Origin of the sequence: Ruegeria marisflavi (genome assembly GCF_025673445.1) — a bacterium.
Classification (GTDB): domain Bacteria; phylum Pseudomonadota; class Alphaproteobacteria; order Rhodobacterales; family Rhodobacteraceae; genus Ruegeria_B; species Ruegeria_B marisflavi.
In genome coordinates this window covers 95,186-114,257 of sequence record NZ_JAOVQN010000011.1, presented here as the reverse complement: position 1 = coordinate 114,257, position 19,072 = coordinate 95,186, and the positions used below count along the sequence as shown (strand labels likewise).

Annotated in this window: 15 protein-coding genes; 7 read left to right on the top strand and 8 right to left on the bottom strand. The window is 62.3% G+C overall.

The window, feature by feature from the left end; translation table 11 throughout:
• Positions 1-175: 175 nt before the first annotated feature.
• Complete coding sequence (locus OEZ49_RS12310; protein WP_263388586.1) at positions 176-2,416, bottom strand: xanthine dehydrogenase family protein molybdopterin-binding subunit; 2,241 nt, start codon at positions 2,414-2,416, stop codon at positions 176-178.
• A 3-nt stretch (positions 2,417-2,419) separates the two neighbouring features.
• Positions 2,420-2,884: a (2Fe-2S)-binding protein gene (locus tag OEZ49_RS12305; protein ID WP_263388585.1), complete on the bottom strand. Its 465-nt coding sequence runs from the start codon at positions 2,882-2,884 to the stop codon at positions 2,420-2,422.
• Positions 2,885-2,973: 89 nt separating this feature from the next.
• Between OEZ49_RS12305 and OEZ49_RS12300 the strand changes: the two genes are divergently transcribed.
• Complete coding sequence (locus OEZ49_RS12300) at positions 2,974-3,555, top strand: TetR/AcrR family transcriptional regulator (protein ID WP_317853170.1); 582 nt, start codon at positions 2,974-2,976, stop codon at positions 3,553-3,555.
• On the opposite strand, the gene kynU is transcribed toward OEZ49_RS12300, so the two are convergent.
• Entirely contained in the window at positions 3,552-4,745 is a 1,194-nt protein-coding gene (gene kynU / locus OEZ49_RS12295; RefSeq protein WP_263388584.1) for a kynureninase, read from the bottom strand. The genes OEZ49_RS12300 and kynU overlap by 4 nt on opposite strands.
• A 222-nt stretch (positions 4,746-4,967) precedes the next feature.
• Entirely contained in the window at positions 4,968-5,720 is a 753-nt protein-coding gene (locus OEZ49_RS12290) for an SDR family NAD(P)-dependent oxidoreductase (protein ID WP_263388583.1), read from the bottom strand.
• 119 nt (positions 5,721-5,839) lie between these two features.
• Here OEZ49_RS12290 and OEZ49_RS12285 point away from each other — a divergent pair, with 119 nt between their 5' ends.
• The 5 genes from OEZ49_RS12285 (at position 5,840) to OEZ49_RS12265 (ending at position 12,042) form a co-directional block, all read left to right on the top strand.
• The gene (locus tag OEZ49_RS12285; protein WP_263388582.1) at positions 5,840-6,787 is read left to right on the top strand and encodes an MBL fold metallo-hydrolase; all 948 of its coding nucleotides are present in this window, start codon (positions 5,840-5,842) and stop codon (positions 6,785-6,787) included.
• Positions 6,788-6,976: 189 nt separating this feature from the next.
• Entirely contained in the window at positions 6,977-7,426 is a 450-nt protein-coding gene (locus OEZ49_RS12280; RefSeq protein WP_263388581.1) for a methyltransferase family protein, read from the top strand.
• A 130-nt stretch (positions 7,427-7,556) separates the two neighbouring features.
• Positions 7,557-9,128 carry a Re/Si-specific NAD(P)(+) transhydrogenase subunit alpha gene (locus OEZ49_RS12275; RefSeq protein ID WP_263388580.1) on the top strand — a complete coding sequence of 524 codons (1,572 nt, stop codon included), beginning with the start codon at positions 7,557-7,559 and terminating at the stop codon, positions 9,126-9,128.
• Positions 9,129-9,141: 13 nt separating this feature from the next.
• Positions 9,142-10,575, top strand: coding sequence for an NAD(P)(+) transhydrogenase (Re/Si-specific) subunit beta (locus OEZ49_RS12270; RefSeq protein WP_164128724.1), 1,434 nt, complete (start codon positions 9,142-9,144; stop codon positions 10,573-10,575).
• A gap of 189 nt (positions 10,576-10,764) precedes the next feature.
• Positions 10,765-12,042 (top strand): DUF3422 family protein, encoded by a 1,278-nt coding sequence (locus tag OEZ49_RS12265; protein ID WP_263388579.1) that lies wholly within the window; start codon positions 10,765-10,767, stop codon positions 12,040-12,042.
• Here the strand turns inward: OEZ49_RS12265 and OEZ49_RS12260 are convergent.
• The 4 genes from OEZ49_RS12260 to OEZ49_RS12245 all read right to left on the bottom strand — a co-directional run bounded on the left by OEZ49_RS12260 (position 11,978) and on the right by OEZ49_RS12245 (position 16,965).
• Positions 11,978-13,048, bottom strand: coding sequence for a YeeE/YedE family protein (locus OEZ49_RS12260; protein ID WP_263388578.1), 1,071 nt, complete (start codon positions 13,046-13,048; stop codon positions 11,978-11,980). The two genes, OEZ49_RS12265 and OEZ49_RS12260, sit on opposite strands and share 65 nt — an antisense overlap.
• A gap of 209 nt (positions 13,049-13,257) precedes the next feature.
• Positions 13,258-14,169, bottom strand: coding sequence for an ABC transporter permease (locus tag OEZ49_RS12255; RefSeq protein ID WP_164128721.1), 912 nt, complete (start codon positions 14,167-14,169; stop codon positions 13,258-13,260).
• Positions 14,162-15,169 carry an ABC transporter permease gene (locus OEZ49_RS12250; RefSeq protein ID WP_164128720.1) on the bottom strand — a complete coding sequence of 336 codons (1,008 nt, stop codon included), beginning with the start codon at positions 15,167-15,169 and terminating at the stop codon, positions 14,162-14,164. Before OEZ49_RS12250 ends, OEZ49_RS12255 begins: the two co-directional genes overlap by 8 nt.
• A gap of 95 nt (positions 15,170-15,264) precedes the next feature.
• Entirely contained in the window at positions 15,265-16,965 is a 1,701-nt protein-coding gene (locus OEZ49_RS12245) for a peptide ABC transporter substrate-binding protein (protein ID WP_263388577.1), read from the bottom strand.
• Between the two features lie 285 nt (positions 16,966-17,250).
• Here OEZ49_RS12245 and OEZ49_RS12240 point away from each other — a divergent pair, with 285 nt between their 5' ends.
• Entirely contained in the window at positions 17,251-19,071 is a 1,821-nt protein-coding gene (locus OEZ49_RS12240; protein WP_263388576.1) for an ABC transporter ATP-binding protein, read from the top strand.
• Position 19,072: the final 1 nt, after the last annotated feature.

The window sequence follows — 19,072 nt, the reverse complement described above, 5'->3', positions numbered from 1 at the left end:
TCACCTTGTCATTGCGTTGGAATCGGAGCTGGCCGGTCCCGCCATCGTCATTTCTAGGTGAGGACATTGACGCTTCAACGTTCGGATTGAGGCGGATTGAGAAACATTTGTGTTAAAATTGTGGACGAAAAACCCGCGCTACTGGGCGCGGGTTATCTGTCTGTGTGGGTTTGGATCAGGTCAGAAGGTCGAAATGTTCTGACATGGGAAGGCTACGTACCCTCTTGCCGGTAAGATCGAACAAGGCGTTGCCAAGTGCCGGCATCGCCGGAGGTGTTCCAGGTTCGCCCACACCGCTGAGCCGGTTCTTTGTTTCCAGAATTCGAACATCGAAGGTGGGCGTGTTGTGCATCCGAACTGCCTCATAGTCGGGAAAGTTCATCTGTTCGACTTCGCCGTCTGAGAACGTAATCTTACCAAAACAGGCTGCTGACAGGCCATAAATCATTCCGCCGACAAGCTGCGCCTCGACCGTGCCCGGATCCAGCGCCAGACCTACGTCCGCAGCAATCCATGCCCTAGCGATTCGAATGCCCGCGTCCTCGGCCACGACCTCGACAACCTGAGCGACTGGTGTGCCAAAAGAATAGGTGAACCCGACACCACGTCCAACACCTTCGGGTGTCTTGCCGGTCCAGCCGGACATGTCACGCACCGCTTCCAGTACGGCGGCAGCGGGGGACCATTCGGCACGGGCAAGCTCCAGCCGGAAAACCAGCGGGTCCTGTCCGGCAGCATTGGCCATTTCGTCGATGAACGTGTCGAAAAAGAACCCGTTCATCGATGCGCCGACAGATCGCCAGAACCCGACGGGGATTGCCATTTCCGCGAGATAGCCCCGAACGCGGAAGTTGGGGATCGCGTAGGGGGCATTAAAGGCCGCGTCCACGGTTGCCTTGTCGGGACCTGCCGCAGGCAGACCCAACCAACGGTCAACGCCTTGCTGCGCGCAGGATTGCGCGGCGATACTGCCATCGACCATGATCGCCTTTCCATCCTGCACCGCACCACGGAACCGGGCGATGGCGCCGGGACGGTAAAAGTCGTGGCGCATGTCCTCTTCGCGCGACCAGGTCACCTGAACCGGCACCCCCTCCAGTTCCCGCGCGACACGCGCGGCCAGAACAGAAAAGTCGACTTCGCCGCGCCGGCCAAATCCGCCACCCATGTAAGTCGTGTGAATCTCGACCTGCTCGGGCTCCAGCCCAACGGCGGTTGCGCAGTGGTTCTGCACAAACACGGGCGCCTGGTTGCCGCTCCAGACCTGCAACCGGTCACCCGTGAACAGCGCAGTCGCGTTCATCGGCTCCATGGTTGCATGTGCCAGATAGGGGATGCGGTACTCCGCTTCGACTATTGTGCTGCCCGCGGGCACGGCAGAGATATCGCCGTCATCGCGCAGCGTCGAGTTGGCCTCGCCTTCGAACGCGGCGGCGATGGTTTCGAAGATTTGTTCCGAGTCGGGCGGATAGGGCGCGTCTTCCCACTCGATCGCAATCATGTCGAGCGCCTGCATCGCCAGCCAGGTGTTGTTGGCCACAACCGCAACGCCTGTGACAAGATCTACGACCTGTTCCACGCCGGGCATGGCAATCGCCGCGCTGTCGTCAAAGGACTTCATGCCCCCGCCCAATCGCGGGGACATGCGCAGGCTGGCAAACTTCATTCCGGGAAGGCGGACGTCGATCCCGAACTCGGCGGTTCCGGTAGATTTGCCCACCATATCGAGGCGCGGCTGGTTGCGCCCCAGCAGGCGCCAGTCGGACGGGCTGCGCAGTGCGCCTTCGACCGGGTCGAGCCGGGCGGCCTCTTCGGCAAGTTCGGTGTATGCGATCTCGGTTCCATCCGGCGCGATAACCTTGCCGGCCTTGGTCGAGAGCCGGTCGCGGGGCACGCCCAAACACTTGGCGGCTGCCTCTTTCAGGGTTTCCCGGGCCGCGGCCCCCGCTTCGCGCATCCGTTCGAACCCGTCCACCATTGAGGTGGAGCCACCAGTCACCTGAGCGCCGATCAGCTTGCCGACGACCCCCAGCGTTTCTGCCAGACCATGCATGAAGTCGGATTGATCATATCCTTTGCCCGGCAGCGCCTCTCCCATCAGAGCGGTGTTGTAGTATGCCACCGCTGCTGGACCATGCAGGACCTTGACCTGATCCAGTTCGACATCCAGATCCTCGGCGATCAGGGCGGCCCAGGTGGTCATTACCCCCTGACCCATCTCGGCGCGTGGCGCAAAGAGCGTGACGCCCTGCTGGTTGATCAGCACAAAGGGGTTGAGCGCCGCCTCGCCTGGGCCAGGCTTCAACGGGTTGGGGGCGGGGCGCGAGACGTAATAGGCGCCAAACGCCACGCCGCCGACGATGGCGGCCGATCCGATCAGAAAGGTGCGGCGGGCGATCTTGCCGATACTTGCCATGGATCAGGCCTCCTTCAGTTTGTCGGCGGCCGTGTGAATGGCGGCGCGAATGCGTGGATATGTTCCGCAGCGGCATAGGTTGCCCTGCATGGCCTCGTCGATCTCGGCGTCGCTGGGGGCGGGGTTCTCTGCCAAAAGGGCGGCGGCCTGCATGATCTGGCCAGACTGGCAATAGCCGCACTGCGCCACTTGATGGTCAACCCAGGCCTGCTGAATCGCGGTCATTGCCTCGGGGCTGCCCAGACCTTCGATCGTGGTGACCGACCCCCAGACATCGCCAAGCGCGACCTGGCAACTGCGCACCGCCTCGCCGTCGATATGAACGGTACAAGCGCCACAAGCGGCGACGCCGCAGCCGAACTTGGTTCCGGTCAGCCCGATCTCGTCGCGAAGCACCCAAAGCAGGGGAACATCGTCGGGCAGGTCCACCTGGTGTGCCTTGCCGTTGATCGTCAGGGAGGTTGCCATGGTCGCCTCGTTTCTGAGTTTCGGTTCTGACAAAGTGGTCATTATTTGTCACAGTGTCAATTGACAAAATCTGGAACTTCTGTCAGTTCATGGACATGAAAGACGCGGATATTGATCCAAAGGTAAAGGCGATCCTCGAGTCGGCCTGGCAGGTTTTTGCGACCTATGGGTTTCGCAAGACCTCGATGGATGACATAGCGCGCGGCGCAAAGATGTCGCGTCCGGCGGTGTACCTTTATTACAAGAACAAAGAAGCGATCTTTCGCAGCCTTGTCGAGATGCATTACACGACCAAGACGCAGGCCCTGAGCGCGGCGTTGAACGCCGACGCACCGGTGGAAACCCTGTTGCAAGCGGCCGTTGCCGCACAGGGGGAAGGTGTGGCCGCCTTGTTGAACTCACCACATGGAATGGAGCTTCTCGACGCGGGAACTTCGACCGCCCCTGACGTTGTCGAGGCGGGAGAGGCCGGGCTGCAACGGGTTTACGCCGACTGGCTGCAACGCGAGAGCGATGCGGGCCGCATCCGGTTGTCTGACGATCCGGCAGAGGTTGCGGCGACGATTGCCGCCGCTCTCAAGGGGATCAAGATGACCGCGCCCGATTACGCGCGCTATACCGCGCGCGCCGCACAACTTGCGGCGCTGGTCGCGGCGGGGTTGACGGCCTAGGTGACGCGGGCGCGGACCTTGTATTCAGGCCGGTCCCATAGGCGGTTGTTCATCACGTCGGCTAGCATATCGACAGCGGCGCGCACGTCTCCTTCGTCAATGTAAAGCGGGGTGAAACCGAACCGCATGATGTCGGGCGCGCGGAAATCGCCGATCACGCCGCGTGCGATCAGGGCCTGCATCGCGGCATAGCCATCGGCAAAGCGGAACGAGACCTGGCTGCCGCGCAGGTCGGCATCACGAGGGCTGGCGAGCGTCAGATCGGGGCAGGCGGCTTCGACCTCGGCGATGAAAAGTTCGGTCAGTTCAACCGATTTCCTGCGGATATCGGCCATTTCCGCCATGTCCCAGATGTCCATCGCGGCCGAGAGCGCCGTCAGCTGGATCACTGGCGGGGTGCCGACCCGCATCCGCTCGATCCCTGAGCCCGGGCGGTAATCGAGGTCAAACGCAAAGGGGGCCTCGTGCCCCAGCCAGCCGGACAACGCCGGTCGCGCAGTGTCTGCGTGACGGGGGGCGACATAGATGAAGGCGGGGGCGCCGGGGCCGCCGTTGAGGTATTTGTACGTGCAGCCCACCGCGAAATCGGCATTGCAACCGGCCAGGTCTACGGGAAGGGCTCCTGCGGAATGGGCAAGGTCCCAGACTGTCAGAACGCCATTGGCATGGGCCTTGGCGGTAAGCGCCTTCATATCGTGCTTGCGGCCGGTGCGATAGTCGACCTCGGTCAGCATAAGGACCGCGATCTCTTCGGTGATGGCGTCCTCGACCGTTTCGGGGTCGACCACGCGCAGCTCATATCCGTCGCCCAGCGAGCGCAGCAACCCGTCGACCATGTAGAGATCGGTAGGGAAGTTTCCGTTGTCGGAGAGCACCACCTTGCGTCCGGGGTTCAGCTCCAGGGCCGAGGCAACTGCTTGATAAACCTTGATAGAAAGCGTGTCACCCATCACCACATGGCCGGGTTCCGCGCCGATGAGGCGACCGATCCGGTCGCCCAGCTCGGTCGGCAGGGCCATCCATCCGGCCTTGTTCCAGCCGGTGATCAGCATCTGACCCCATTCGGCGGTCATCATGTCGCTGACCTTACCGGCGGCTGCCTTGGGCAGGGGGCCCAGCGAGTTCCCATCGAGATACAGAACGCCCTCGGGCAGATCGAACATCGCTTTGGTGGCGGCAAAGTCGGTCATGGTGGCCTCACATGGATATTTTAAGCCTAAAGCATATTCGTGAGGAGATACGTCTTGTACCGCCGCAAGTCCAGCTTTTGTTTAAATCGGACACCCGCCAGCAGGGGTATTGACCGTTTTGTAAAAGGCTGCGGCGGCCTTGTTTTCTTTGTACATTTGGCCGCCGCGCACCGGTTGATATCGGGAATCCGATGCGCGGCATCACAATAATTGATAACCCGGTCAGGTCTGGCCGCCCGCGATTTCGATGCACTGGCCGTTGATGCTTTGCGAGCCGGGGCCGACCAGCCAGAGGGCCGCTGCGGCGACCTCTTCGGGTTCGATGAGACGTTTGTGGCGGTTCTGGTTCACCATCAGTTTCAGCGCATCCTCGGCGCCCAGCCCGGTGCGTTGCGAGATAGAGGCGGTGTTGCGCTCGACGATGGGTGTGTCGACATAACCCGGGCAAAGTGCGTTGAAAGTATAGGGGGTTCCCATGAACTCCTCGGAATAGGTTCGCGTCAGACCGATCATGCCGTGTTTCGAGGCGGAATAGGCGCCCGCGCCGGGTGCGCCGCGCAAACCGGCGATGGAGGCGACGGAGATCACCCGGCCCCAATCGGTTTCCAGCATCGAGCGCAGGCTTTCGCGGATGGTCAGAAAGGCACCATCGAGATTGGTCGCCATGATATCGCGCCAGAAATCCATATCGGTCTTTTGCAGGGTCCTGCCGACCGCGATACCGGCATTGGCGACGCAGATCTGCACCGGGCCGCGCGCCTCGACTGCGCGGGCGATGCCGGTGACGACCTCTTCTCCGTGACGCACATCCATTGCAAGTCCGAACATCCGGTCGCCTGCTACCTGATCCAGCACCTCGGCCCGCCGTCCGGTGATCGTGACGACCGCCCCTTGATCCGCGAGCGCGCGGGCAATCGCCAGACCGATCCCGGTGCCGCCGCCGGTGACCAGCGCATGTTTTCCCTGCAAGCTCATTGTGCGTTCTCCCTGTCTTGACGTCAGACTAATTCCGCGCAGCCCTGTGACAAGACGTTCCGTATCGTTCCGTTTCGTCTTATGCACAAATATGAATGAATCATGCGGAGGAGATTGCCATGCAGAGAATTTCGGGAGTGTTGTTTATTCTGGCGGCCGGTGCCGCCGGAGCGAGCGAGGATATCGCCGATCAGTACCCGCAATCCGAGCTATATTCGAAACCGGTCGAGGTCATCCCGCATGTGTTCTCGGCCATCGGCGCCACCGCGCCGCCGACCTATGAGAATGCCGGGCACAACAACAACCTGTCCTTTATCGTGACGGATGAGGGCGTGGTGGTGATCAATGCCGGGGCCTCGGCCCGACTGGCCGCCGCCTTGCATGACGAGATCAAGAAGGTCACCGACCGGCCCGTGGTTCTGGTCATCAACGAGAACGGGCAGGGCCATGCCATGTTGGGCAACAGCTATTGGCGCGATCTGGGGGTCGATGTTCTGGCCCATGTGGACGCGGTAGAGGAAACCACCCAGAACGGCGATTTCATCCTGATGGGGATGGAGCGGTACAATGGAGACCGGGCCGAGGGCACGCGGGTGGAACATGCCAATGTGACCTTCGAGGATCGGTACGACCTGACACTGGGCGGTGTGGCGATCGAGGTGATGCATATGGGCCCGGCGCATGATCCGGGCGATATCCAGGTCTGGATCCCCGAATGGAAGATCCTGATCGCGGGCGACATCGCCTTTCACGAGCGGATGCTGCCGATCTTTGAACATACCTGCTCCAGTTGCTGGCTGGAGACCTGGGAGACCAAGATGGAGCCGTTGGCCCCCACCTATGTGATCCCGGGCCATGGCCATCCGACCAACCTGGATCAGGTGCGGCGCTATACCTATGACTATCTAACGGACCTGCGCGAAAAGATTGGAGCCCATATCGAGGAGGGCGGCGATCTGGCGGGTGCCTATTACGTGGATCAGGAACGCTGGCGCAATCTGGACACGTTCGAGGAACTGGCGACCAAGAACGCAGGCCGCGTCTTTGCCGAGATGGAATGGGAGTAAGGGGCGGAACATTCGTTCCGATATGGGGTAAAAAACAGGAACGTTGACCTGGGCTGTGGCAGGACTGCCGCCGCCGTCTCCCTTATTGTCGCAGGGCGGTCGGTTTTTTTGCAAATTCTGTCGCAACCGGGTAGAGGTGCGCCATGAACGCTTGGGGATGTTCGGGCGGATGCCCGGAAAGGAACGGCCATGCAACGCATTGACCTGCCGCCGATATGGCTGGCGGCCTTCATTGCCATGGCCTGGGTTCAGCAGCGCTACTTCTCTTTCGGCCTGTCGCTGGACAGCGGACTGAGCGACCTGATCGCCGGTCTGCTGATTGGGGGCGGGGTGGTGCTCCTGTTGCTGGCAGCGGTCGAATTTCGCCGCCATCGCACCACCATCATTCCGCATCGGGCGCCGTCGGCCATGGTGCAGAGCGGCATCTACAAACGCAGCCGCAACCCGATCTATCTGGGTGACGTGCTGATTCTGACCGGTGTGATTCTGCATCTCGACGCGGTGCTCTCGCTGGTTCTGGTGCCGGTCTTTGTCTGGCTGCTGGAAAAACGCTTCATCGTGCCGGAGGAAAATCGCCTCCGACGGCAATTCCGGGCGGATTTTGCCCGATACGAACAGAAAACGCGGCGTTGGATATAGGACATGACAGGACTGGACCTAACGTCGCGCATGCTGCGCTTGCGAAATAAAATTGCGCAAGATACATGTTTGCTTTGCAAACCTAACCGTGACGCGTCCGATCTCCGGGCCGAATAGGGGGACCTGACTGGTGAAAATAGGTACACCAAAGGAAATTTTCGAGGGCGAGAACCGCGTCGCGATGACACCGGATTCCGCTGTGCAGTTGCAGAAGCTGGGCTACGACTGTGCGATCGAGAGCGGGGCCGGTGCGGCCGCGGGTTTCTCGGACGCGCTGTATGAGGCGGCGGGCGTTCAGATCATCAAGACCGCGGCGGCGCTGTGGAAAGAGGTCGATATCGTCGCCAAGGTACGCCAGCCCGATGCGACCGAGCTGAAGCGGCTGAGCAAGGGCAAGACGCTGATCTCTTTCTTCAACCCGGCCGGGAACGAAGAGGGGATGGCGGCGGCCAAGTCCAAGGGCGCCAATGTGATCGCCATGGAGATGGTGCCGCGCATCAGCCGTGCCCAGAAGATGGATGCGCTGTCGTCGATGGCCAATATCGCGGGCTACCGCGCGGTGATCGAGGCGGGCAACAACTTTGGCCGCTTCTTCACCGGTCAGGTGACGGCGGCGGGCAAGGTGCCGCCAGCCAAGGTGCTGATCGTCGGCGCCGGTGTGGCCGGTCTGGCCGCTATCGGCACCTCGACCTCGCTGGGCGCGATCACCTATGCGTTCGACGTGCGGCCCGAAGTGGCCGAACAGGTCGAGTCGATGGGCGCCGAGTTCGTCTATCTCGATTTCGAGGAAGAGCAGCAGGATGGCGCGGCCACCGGCGGTTATGCCTCGGTCTCGTCCCCGGAATTCGCCGCCGCTCAGCTGGCCAAGTTCCGCGAGCTGGCGCCTGAGATGGACATCGTCATCACCACCGCGCTGATCCCCAACCGCGAGGCACCGGAGCTGTGGACCGAGGACATGGTCGCGGCAATGAAGCCCGGCTCGGTCATCGTGGACCTTGCGGCGGAAAAGGGCGGCAACTGCAAGCTGACCGTCAAGGACGAGAAGATCGTTACCGAAAACGGCGTCACCATCATCGGGTATACCGATTTCCCCAGCCGCATGGCGGCGCAGGCCTCGACGCTTTATGCCACCAACATCCGTCACATGATGACCGATCTGACCCCCGAAAAGGACGGCCAGATCAACCACAACATGGAAGACGACGTGATCCGGGGCGCCACGGTGACGTTCGAGGGGGGCATCACCTTCCCGCCGCCACCGCCAAAGGTTCAGGCGATTGCGGCCAAGTCCAAGGAAAAGCCGAAAGAGCTGACCCCCGAGGAGAAGCGCGCGCAGGAGGTTGCGGCCTTCAAGGCGCAGACCAAGAACCAGGTGACACTGTTGACCGTGGGGGGGCTGCTGCTGCTGCTGGTGGGCCTTGTCGCTCCGGCCAGCTTCATGCAGCACTTCATCGTCTTTGTGCTGGCGGTGTTCGTCGGCTTCCAGGTGATCTGGAACGTCTCGCATTCGCTGCACACGCCGCTGATGGCCGTGACCAACGCCATTTCGTCGATCATCATCCTGGGCGCACTGATGCAGATCGGGTCGGGGTCGTTCCTGGTGATCCTGCTGGCCGGCCTGTCGGTCTTCATGGCCGGGATCAACATCTTCGGCGGCTTCCTCGTCACCCGGCGCATGCTCGCCATGTTCCAGAAATCGTAAGGAGTAGCGGGCAATGGAATTCGGATTCACCACTGCCGCCTATGTCGTTGCGGCTGTTCTCTTCATCCTTTCGCTGGGCGGCCTGTCGGGCCAGGAAAGCGCCAAGCGCGCCGTCTGGTACGGCATCGCCGGTATGGGCCTGGCGGTTTTCGCCACGCTGATCGGCCCCGGTGCGGGCCTGTGGCTGCTGTCGCTGGTCCTGATCGCGGCGGGCGGCATCATCGGCACTTATGTCGCCAAGCGCGTACAGATGACCGAGATGCCGCAGCTGGTCGCCGCGATGCACAGCCTCGTCGGTCTGGCCGCCGTGTTCGTGGGCTTCAACGCGCATTTCGAACTGGTCAATGTCCTGTCGATGAGCGAAGAGGCGCGTCACGGTCTGGAAGGCTTTGCCGCGCTATTGGCGCATAAGAGCCCGGTCGAGCAGAACATTCTGCGGGTTGAGCTGTTCCTGGGCATCTTCATCGGGGCGGTGACCTTTACCGGTTCGGTGGTCGCCTATGGCAAGCTGGCGGGCAAGGTCACCTCGGCCGCGACCAAGCTGCCGGGCGGTCATATGCTGAACGCCGGTGCGGCGGCGCTGTCGCTGATCTGTCTGATCTGGTACTTCAACTCGGGTGGTTTCCTGCCGCTCCTGATAATGACGCTGGCGGCCTTCTTCATCGGCTATCACCTGATCATGGGCATCGGCGGCGCCGACATGCCGGTGGTGGTGTCGATGCTGAACAGCTATTCGGGCTGGGCGGCGGCGGCCATCGGTTTCAGCCTCGGCAACGACCTGCTGATCGTGGTTGGCGCGCTGGTGGGCTCAAGCGGTGCGATCCTGTCCTATATCATGTGCAAGGCGATGAACCGCTCGTTCATCTCGGTGATCCTGGGCGGCTTTGGCGGCACTACGGGTCCGGCGATGGAGGTCGAAGGCGAACAGATCGCCATCGACGCCGAGGGCGTGGCCGCGGCGCTGAACGATGCCGACAGTGTCGTCATCATCCCCGGCTATGGCATGGCGGTGGCGCAGGCGCAGCAATCGGTCAGCGAACTGACCCGCAAGCTGCGCGCCAAGGGCAAGAACGTACGTTTCGCCATCCACCCGGTGGCGGGCCGTCTGCCCGGGCATATGAACGTGCTGCTGGCCGAGGCCAAGGTGCCTTATGACATCGTGCTGGAAATGGACGAGATCAACGAGGACTTCCCCGATACCGATGTGGCCATCGTGATCGGTTCGAACGACATCGTGAACCCGGCCGCGCAGGAAGACCCCAACAGCCCCATCGCCGGAATGCCGGTTCTGGAATGCTGGAAGGCGAAACAGGTGTTTGTCTCCAAGCGCGGACAGGGCACCGGCTATTCGGGCATCGAGAACCCGCTGTTCTACAAGGAGAACACGCGCATGTTCTATGGCGACGCGAAACAGTCGCTGGACAAGCTGTTGCCGATGATCGACTGACCCGGCTCAAACAATTGGGGAAAGGGGTGTCCATGCGGCGCCCCTTTTCGTTTCTGGGCCTCCGCCGCGCGGCGGGTTTTGCGCCCGAGCGGCGGGATGTATGCCAATGTATCCCGTAACTAGCTGAAATAAATAAATATTTGCCGTTTGTCTGTGAGCGGATATAGTGCGCGGAAACCGGAGCCCCCTATGACGCCCATTCAGGACCATCCCTTGCGCTTTGCGCTGGCCAACGAGTTGCATGCACGTCCGTTTCCCGTCTCGGACGCGCCCTGTACCGTGGCCTATCTGGCCATCAAGCAACCGGGCGTCGCCGCCGCGCGGGATCGCAACCTGGACCGGGCGCATCTGATCGACCTGCTTGACCGTCACGGCGCGCCGCACCCGCAACCGGATGCGACCCATTACGCCGGGCAGATCGGGCGGCATTGGCTGAAATGGGAAAGCCATACCGAGTTCGTGACCTATACCGCCTTTGCCAACGGGGTCAGCGAGCGGGCCTTCAACCCGGTGGATTTCGAGGTGTTTCCGCCCGACTGGCTGCATGCCGCACCGGGGCAGCGGGTGACATCCGCCCTGGTGCGGGTGGTCGAAAGGCCATCGGAAGATGAGATCCGCGAGCTTTTGGCCGACTGGTTCGTGCCCGAAAGCCTGGCCGTGGCGCATGTGCTGGATCGTGCGGCGGTTGCGGCGGGCGATTTTCGCATCGACCCGGCGGGGCATATGCGCTTTGCCATCTTTGTTGCGCCGGACACCGGCGAGCGCCGGATCGGGCGGGTGATCCAGCGATTATGCGAGATCGAGACCTATAAGGCGATGTCGATGCTGGGGTTTGCCCGGATCAAGGATCTGGCGCCGCAGCTGGGCCAGCTTGACGCGCGGCTGACCGAGCTGACGGTTGAGATGTCGGACGACAACCACCGGGCCGAGGAGCTGTTGCCGCTGCTCCTGTCCACCTCGGCCGAGCTGGAAACCATGGCGGCGCGGTCCGAGTTCCGCTTCGGCGCGACCGGGGCCTATGAGGCGATTGTCGGGCAGCGCATCCAGTCGCTGCGCGAGGAGCGGTTTGGCGGGCGCCAGACTTTTGCCGATTTCATGCTGCGCCGGTACGAGCCCGCGATGCGGACGGTGAAATCTACCGAACAGCGGTTGAAGCGGTTGTCGGATCGGGCGATCCGGGCAGGCGACCTGCTGCGCACCCGGGTCGATGTGGAACGCAGCGCCCAGAACCAGGCGCTGCTGGAAAGCATGGACCGCCGCGCCGACATGGCCCTGCGCCTGCAACACACGGTCGAGGGGCTGTCAGTGGTGGCGATCAGCTATTACGCGGTGTCGCTGGCGGGGTACCTGCTCTATCCTTTGACCGGCTTGGGGGTCAGCAAGGGGATGCTGACCGCTGCTGTCACTCTGCCGGTTGTGGCGGGCGTGTGGTGGTCGGTGCGGCGAATCCGTCGGCGCCTCGAATGATTGCATCGGTCAGCCTGGCCCCCAGCGCGACAGCGGCGAGCGCAAGGATCGCGGCGAGGCTGAGCGTGGGGACACCGGCCAGACCGGCGCCCAGGGTGCAGCCGCCCGCCAGCACGCCGCCCATGCCCATCAGCGCGGCCCCGGCCAGATAGCGACCGGTCTGGCGCGGGCTGTCAAAGCTCTGCCAGCGGAAGCTGCCGAACAGCAGCGCTGCCACGAGCGCGCCGAGCAGAACGCCGCCCACCAGCCCGGTGCCGAAACCGGGCGCGATCGAGGTCGAGGCGATGGTGTAGAACAGCGTGTCGGCGGCAGGGGCGGTGAAGGAGAGGCTCTCCATCGCGATGGGGTCAAACTCGTCAAAGAGGACATAGCCGGTGCCGACCCAGCCCAGCGGCACCAGCAGGCCGATCAGGGCCGCGCCCAGCAAGGGGAGCGCCCGATTGCCCGAGCGCGCGGCGATCAGCAGCGCGGCCAGCGCCAGCGCGGCGGTCCAGAGCGCAGCACCCCCGGGCAGGGCCGCCAGCGATACGGTCTCGCCCAGATCGACGGTCACAGCGCCAAGGCTGGTGCGCAGCGGCGCCAGCACGCCCTTGAGCATCGCATGGGCCACCACGGCAAAGACCAAAAGCACCGTCAGCGCCCGCAGGTTGCCGGTGCCGCCCAGCACGGTCAGACGCGAGACGCAGCCGCGTGTCAGCACCATGCCGGCGCCGAACATCAGCCCGCCGAGCACCACCGCCAGAATCGGCAGGTCCGAGGCGAGCAGGCGATGGTCGGCAAAGCCGATCAGCCCGACCGCCACGGCGGCCTGAGTACCCAGGATCGCAACGGCGAGTGCGGTGAACCAGACACCGGCGGCCTGACGCGCATCCTCGCCCACTACGGCGCGGCGGAAACAGAACCGCGTCCGCTCGGCCAGGAGGCCAAACAGGACGCCCAGGGTCAGGCCCAGAAGAACGCTGATCTCTTTTGCGGTGGTCTCTTCGAAACCAAGGGACTCGAACATGGAAGCCTCACGGGGAATTGAGAATATTTTCCCAGATGAAGCGGTAAGCGGTGACAATCAAGCGTATCCGAATGTGTTCTGGTGTTCAGGGGCGGGATACTGTCCTGAATGAAGGGGGGCATCGAAGATGCTATTCCGGCCATTCTGGTTGGGCGAAACAAAAAGGCCGCTCCTGATCGGAGCGGCCTGTTCTTTGTTCTTTTTTCGCCTCAGCGGCCCCGGATGCGCGGGTCGAGCGCGTCGCGCAGACCATCGCCCAGATAGTTGACGCTGAGCACGGTCAGCGAGATCGCCATACCGGGCCAGATCACCCGTTCGGGGAATTGTTGCAGATAGTCGACGCCATCGAACAACAACCGCCCCCAGGTCGGGAAGTCGGGCGGGAAGCCCAGGCCCAGGAAGCTGAGCGCGCTTTCGGTGATGATCGCGGTGGCGATGCCCAGCGTGGCCGACACCATGATCGGCGACAGCACGTTGGGCAGGATATGCCGAGTGATCAGCCGCGTGTTCGTGGTGCCGATCGAGCGGGCCGCGAGCACGAATTCACGCTCTTTCAGCGCCAGCACATCGCCGCGCACGATCCGCGCGGTGGGCATCCATGAGGTAATGCCGATGGCCGACACGATAAGGATGAATATCCCCCGCTCCAGGCCGAAGGCCGCGTTCAACGGCTCGCGGAACAGCAGCATCATGACCAGCAGCAGCGGCAGCAGGGGCAGGGCGAGGAACAGGTCGGTCAGGCGCATCAGCGGTCCGTCGAGCTTGCGGAAAAACCCGGCTAGGACACCCACGAACGAGCCGAGGAACAACGACAGCAACATCGCGGTGATCCCCACCGAAACCGAGGTCGCGCCGCCCGCCATCATCCGGGCCAGCAGGTCGCGCCCCAGCTGATCGGTGCCAAAGGGGTGGGCCAGGCTGGGCCCCTGGTTGCGTTCCCGGATCGCGGTCTTGGTTGGGTCGATATCCCAAAGGTAAGGACCAAGATACACAGCGGCCACGATCAGGAAGAACAGGGTCGCCCCTATCATGGCACCCTTGTGGTGCTTGAACTGGTCCCACACGTCGAACCACTGGCTGCGCGGCGGTTTGGTGGGTTGGGGTTGGCTCAACTCAGTCATAGCGGATCCGCGGGTCAAGGATGCCGTAAAGAACGTCGGCGATCAGGTTGAAGAGGACGATCAGCACGGCAAAGATAAAGGTCAGCGTCTGAACCATCGGCAGGTCATTGGCCTGGAGCGCGCCGATCAGCAGTTGGCCGATGCCGTTCACCTTGAACACCTGCTCGGTGATGATGGCGCCGCCAAAGATCGACGGGATGCCCAGCGCAATCACGGTCACCACCGGGATCATCGAGTTCCGCAGCACGTGAACCATCACGACGACATATTCGCTGAGCCCCTTGGCGCGGGCGGTGCGGACATAGTCCTGGTTCAGGTTGTCCAGCATCGAGGCGCGCATGAAGCGGGAAAGCTGCGCGGTGATCTGCAAGGCCAGAACCATGACCGGCATGATCATCTGTTTGAGCTGATAGACGAAACTGTCCCAACTGTTGACCACATGGGTTGTGTCATAGATGGACGGGAACCAGCCCAGCTGTACCGAGAAGATCACGATCACCAGCACGCCCGAGAAGAAAGGCGGCACCGAGAAGCCCACCATCGAGACAAAGGTGCCGAGCTGGTCGAACCAGCTGTATTGCCGGTAGGCGGAATAGATACCGATGGGCAGGGCGATGATGATGGCCACCACATAGGCCGTGCCGACCACCCACAGGGTCTGCGGGATGCGTTGCACCACGATATCCATCACCGGCGAGCGGGTCTGCCACGAGATCACCCGCAACTTGCCCTCGGAGAAGGATGTGCCGAAGTAATAGTCGATCAGCACCTGCGGCTCGATCCAGAAGAACTGCACGATCCATTTCCAGAACCGGATATGCATCGGCTGGCCGAGGCCGAGCGCCTCGCGCATCTTTTCCTTGACCTCGGGCGGAACCGTCAGCGGCACCTGGGCCATCGGGTCGCCCGGGGCGAGTTCCAGCAGCAGGAAGATGACAAGACTGATGAACAAAAGCGTCGGGATTGCCAGAACCAGACGGCGGATGGTGAAGGTCAGCATTCAGGTGCGCCTTTGTTTACGAGTCTTTTTGTTGGGTCAGATGCCAATTGCCGCGCCCCGATCATGGATCGGGACGCGGCAGGAATGTGTTGGCCTTACTTGATGCGGTGCCAGTCGGCTACGTTCCACAGCTCGCTGTCCCACACGTTCAGGACGACGCCGCCCAGCGTGTTGGAATGAGCCGACAGACGGCCACGATGCACCAGCGGGATCATGCCGCCGTTTTCGACCATGATGTCGTTCAGGCGCTTGGCAATTTCCGCACGTGCATCGGCACCGGCGGTCTTGGTCAGCTCGGCATGCAGCGCGTCGTACTCTTCGTTGCAGAAGCGGCTGATGTTCTCACCCTGCCACTGGCTTTCCGGCTTGGGCGCCTTGTCGCACAGGCCGTTGGCCAGGTACGACTGCGGGTCGGTGCCGTTGAAGGTGTTGGCGTACATTTCCACGTCGGCATAGAACTTCTGGAAGGTGTCGGGCGAGCCCGGGTCCCCACCGAAGAAAACCGATGCGTTGATGTTGCGCAGTTCGGATTCGATACCGATCTCGGCCCACCACTCCTTGATCAGAGCCTGGAAGTCCTGACGCACGGCGTTGGTCGAGGTCTGATAGACCACTTTCAGCGGCACGCCGTCCTTTTCGCGGACGCCGTCGCCGTCGCTGTCGACGATGCCGGCATCATCCAGCAGCTTCTTGGCGCCTTCGATGTCCTGAGTGTCGCAGGTGAAGGTGTCCGAGTTCACGGCAGCAGGCGCCGGGACCCAGTTGCAGGTGACCTTGCCGGCCTGACCATAGCCGATCTCAACCAGCAGCGGCCGGTCGATGGCCATCGACATTGCCTTGTAGACAGCCGGATCCTGAAGGAAGGGATGCGGATGCTTGGCGGTCGAACGCTCGCCTTCGGGCAGGTCGGGCGAGGGGTTGGTCTGGTTCAGCATGATACGCTCGACCAGCGGACCGAAGCCCGCGACCGGGGTACCCTTGCCACCGGCCTGCATCTGCTGGATCACCTCGGGCGCCAGTTGCAGGTTCCAGGCGTAGTCGAACTCGCCGGTTTCCATCACGGCGCGACCGGCCGCAGTGGCATCGCCGCCGCCCTTGAAGGTCAGCGTGGCAAAGGCCGGTTTGGCCGGGTCACGATAGTTGTCGTTGGCCTTCATGGTGATCACGTCGTTCGGCTTGAACTCGGTGACGACAAAGGGGCCGGTGCCGATCGGGCCAAAGTTCTCGGTGGTGCATTCGGGGGCCTTGGCGCCCATGCAGTTCTCGAACTGGGCCTTCTGGATGATCGGGCTTTCGCCACCCACGAAGGGGCCATAGGGGAACGGGGTCGGCTTGTCGAACGTGACCTTGACGGTCATGTCATCGAGCGCCTCGACCGAGGTCACGCCCTCGAACTTGGTGAGCTGCGCGCAGCCGCCTTCGGGATGCATGCAGTAGTCGGCGGTGAATTTCACGTCATGGGCGGTAAAGGCGCTGCCATCCGACCACTTGATGCCGGGCGCGATCTTCCAGGTGATCGAGGTCAGATCGGCGCTGACGCCGCCATTCTCGACGGTCGGAATCTCGGAGGCCAGGAAGGGCACCATGCCGCCGTTTTCGTCGTAGCGGGCCAGCGGTTCGATGACCAGCGACGCCGATTCAACGTCCTTGGTGCCGCCCGACAGGAACGGGTTCAGGATCGAAGGGGCCTGCCAGTAGATGATGCTGACATTGCCGTCGGTGCCGCGCTCGGCAAAGGCCGCGGGGGCCAATGCGGTGCAGGCAATCGCACCCATAAGTAGGGTTTTGATCTTCATTTTACACTCCTTGTTGGACACGGATGTGTCATGATTATTCCGCATGATCTGCGGTTCTAGTGTTGCCGTTCTGGGCGTAAGATATTGGAAGTTATTCCAAAAACAGCTCGCGTTACGCGAATGTCGTTTGCTTCCCCCACAACGGTTACGTCGCGTATCGAAACAGAGTTTTGAAAAAATGCAAGCCTTGCCGTTGGGAAAACGGTCAATGCGTTTGACTCTTTGCCAGCGACAGCCGTAGCGTTTGGCAAACAAAAACATAAGGCGACCAAAGGGAGCGCGCGCGTGCTGGATCAGCCTATTGCCCAGATCAGAAAACTGAGAGTCGAATTTCAGACCAAGGATGGCCCGGTTGTGGGGGTCGAAGACGTGTCGTTCGAGGTGCGTCCCGGCGAGACCGTGTGCATCGTCGGCGAATCAGGGTCCGGCAAATCCGTCTCGTCGCTGTCTCTGATGCGGCTTGTCGAATTCGGTGGTGGTGATATCGCCGGTGGACAGCTTTTGTTTGATCGCCGCGACGGGGGCGAAGTGGATCTGGCCAAGGTCGACCAGGACCTGATGCGCGACATCCGGGGCAACGAGATCGGAATGATCTTTCAGGAGCCGATGACGGCGCTGAACCCTGTTTTCACGGTGGGCCGGCAATTGACCGAGGGGCTGCGGGTGCATCGCGGCCTCAGCCAGGCCGATGCGGAAAAACGCGCCTTGGAACTGTTGAGAGAGGTGCGCATTCCCGAACCGGAGCGGCGACTGAAACAGTATCCACATGAATTGTCCGGCGGGATGCGCCAACGGGTGGTGATCGCCATGGCGATGGCGTGCCGACCGCGCCTGCTGATCGCGGACGAACCCACGACTGCGCTGGACGTGACCATCCAGGCCGAGATCCTGGCATTGATGGACCGTCTCAAGCGCGAGACCGGAACGGCGGTGATGTTCATCACCCACGACATGGCGGTGGTCGCCCAGATGGCGGACCGCGTGGTAGTCATGTTTCGGGGCAACAAGGTCGAGGAAGGCACCGTCGAGGAAATCTTCGAGAACCCGCAGCACGAGTATACCAAGGCCCTGCTGGCGGCGGTGCCGAAGCTGGGCGAAATGCGGGGCAAGGCCGCGCCCGAGCCGATGAAGCTGATGGGGGTTGCGGATCAGAAGATCGAGCCGATCCTGGGTACCGACAAGCCGCTGCTGCGGGTCAAAGGGCTGACAACCCGTTTCGCGGTCAAGGGCGGGTTCTTTCGCCGCACGATTGCCAATGTCCACGCGGTCGAGGACGTGTCCTTTACGCTCAACAAGGGGCAGACGCTGAGCCTTGTGGGCGAATCGGGCTGTGGTAAATCATCCGCCGGGCGATCCATTTTGCGTCTGGTCGAACCCATGGCGGGCGAGATCAATCTGGACGGCGTCGATGTGGTGAAGCTCGACCAGTCGGGGCTGCGCAAGGCGCGGCTGGACATGCAGATGATCTTCCAGGACCCGTTCGCCTCGCTCAATCCGCAGATGCAGTTGCTGGAGCAGGTGGCCGAACCGATGCGCAACTATGGTGTTGCCAGCGGCTCGGAGCTGGTGGACCGGGTTGCCTCGCTGTTCGACCGGGTGCAGTTGCCGCGCAGTTTCATGCGTCGTTACCCGCATGAGATGTCCGGCGGTCAGCGGCAGCGGATCGCAATCGCCCGGGCGCTGGCGCTGAACCCCAAGCTGATCGTCGCGGACGAGGCGGTGTCGGCGCTCGATGTGTCGGTGCAGGCGCAGGTGCTGAACCTGATGATGGAATTGCAGGCCGATCTTGGCCTCAGCTATCTGTTCATCAGCCATGATATGGCGGTGGTGGAACGGGTCAGCCACAATGTCGGTGTCATGTATCTGGGCCGGATCGTCGAGCTGGGTACGCGCGAGCGGGTGTTCGAGAACCCGCAGCATCCCTATACGCAGGCCTTGATGAAGGCGGTTCCCATTGCCGATCCCAGAAAGCGGAAGTCGGAGAAGGATCTGAACTTCAAGCCGATCCCGTCGCCGATCCACCCGATCGGCTATGTGCCGGAACCGTCGCGTTATGACGAGGTCGAGCCGGGTCACTATGTGCTGACCACGGACAGCGGTTACTGAT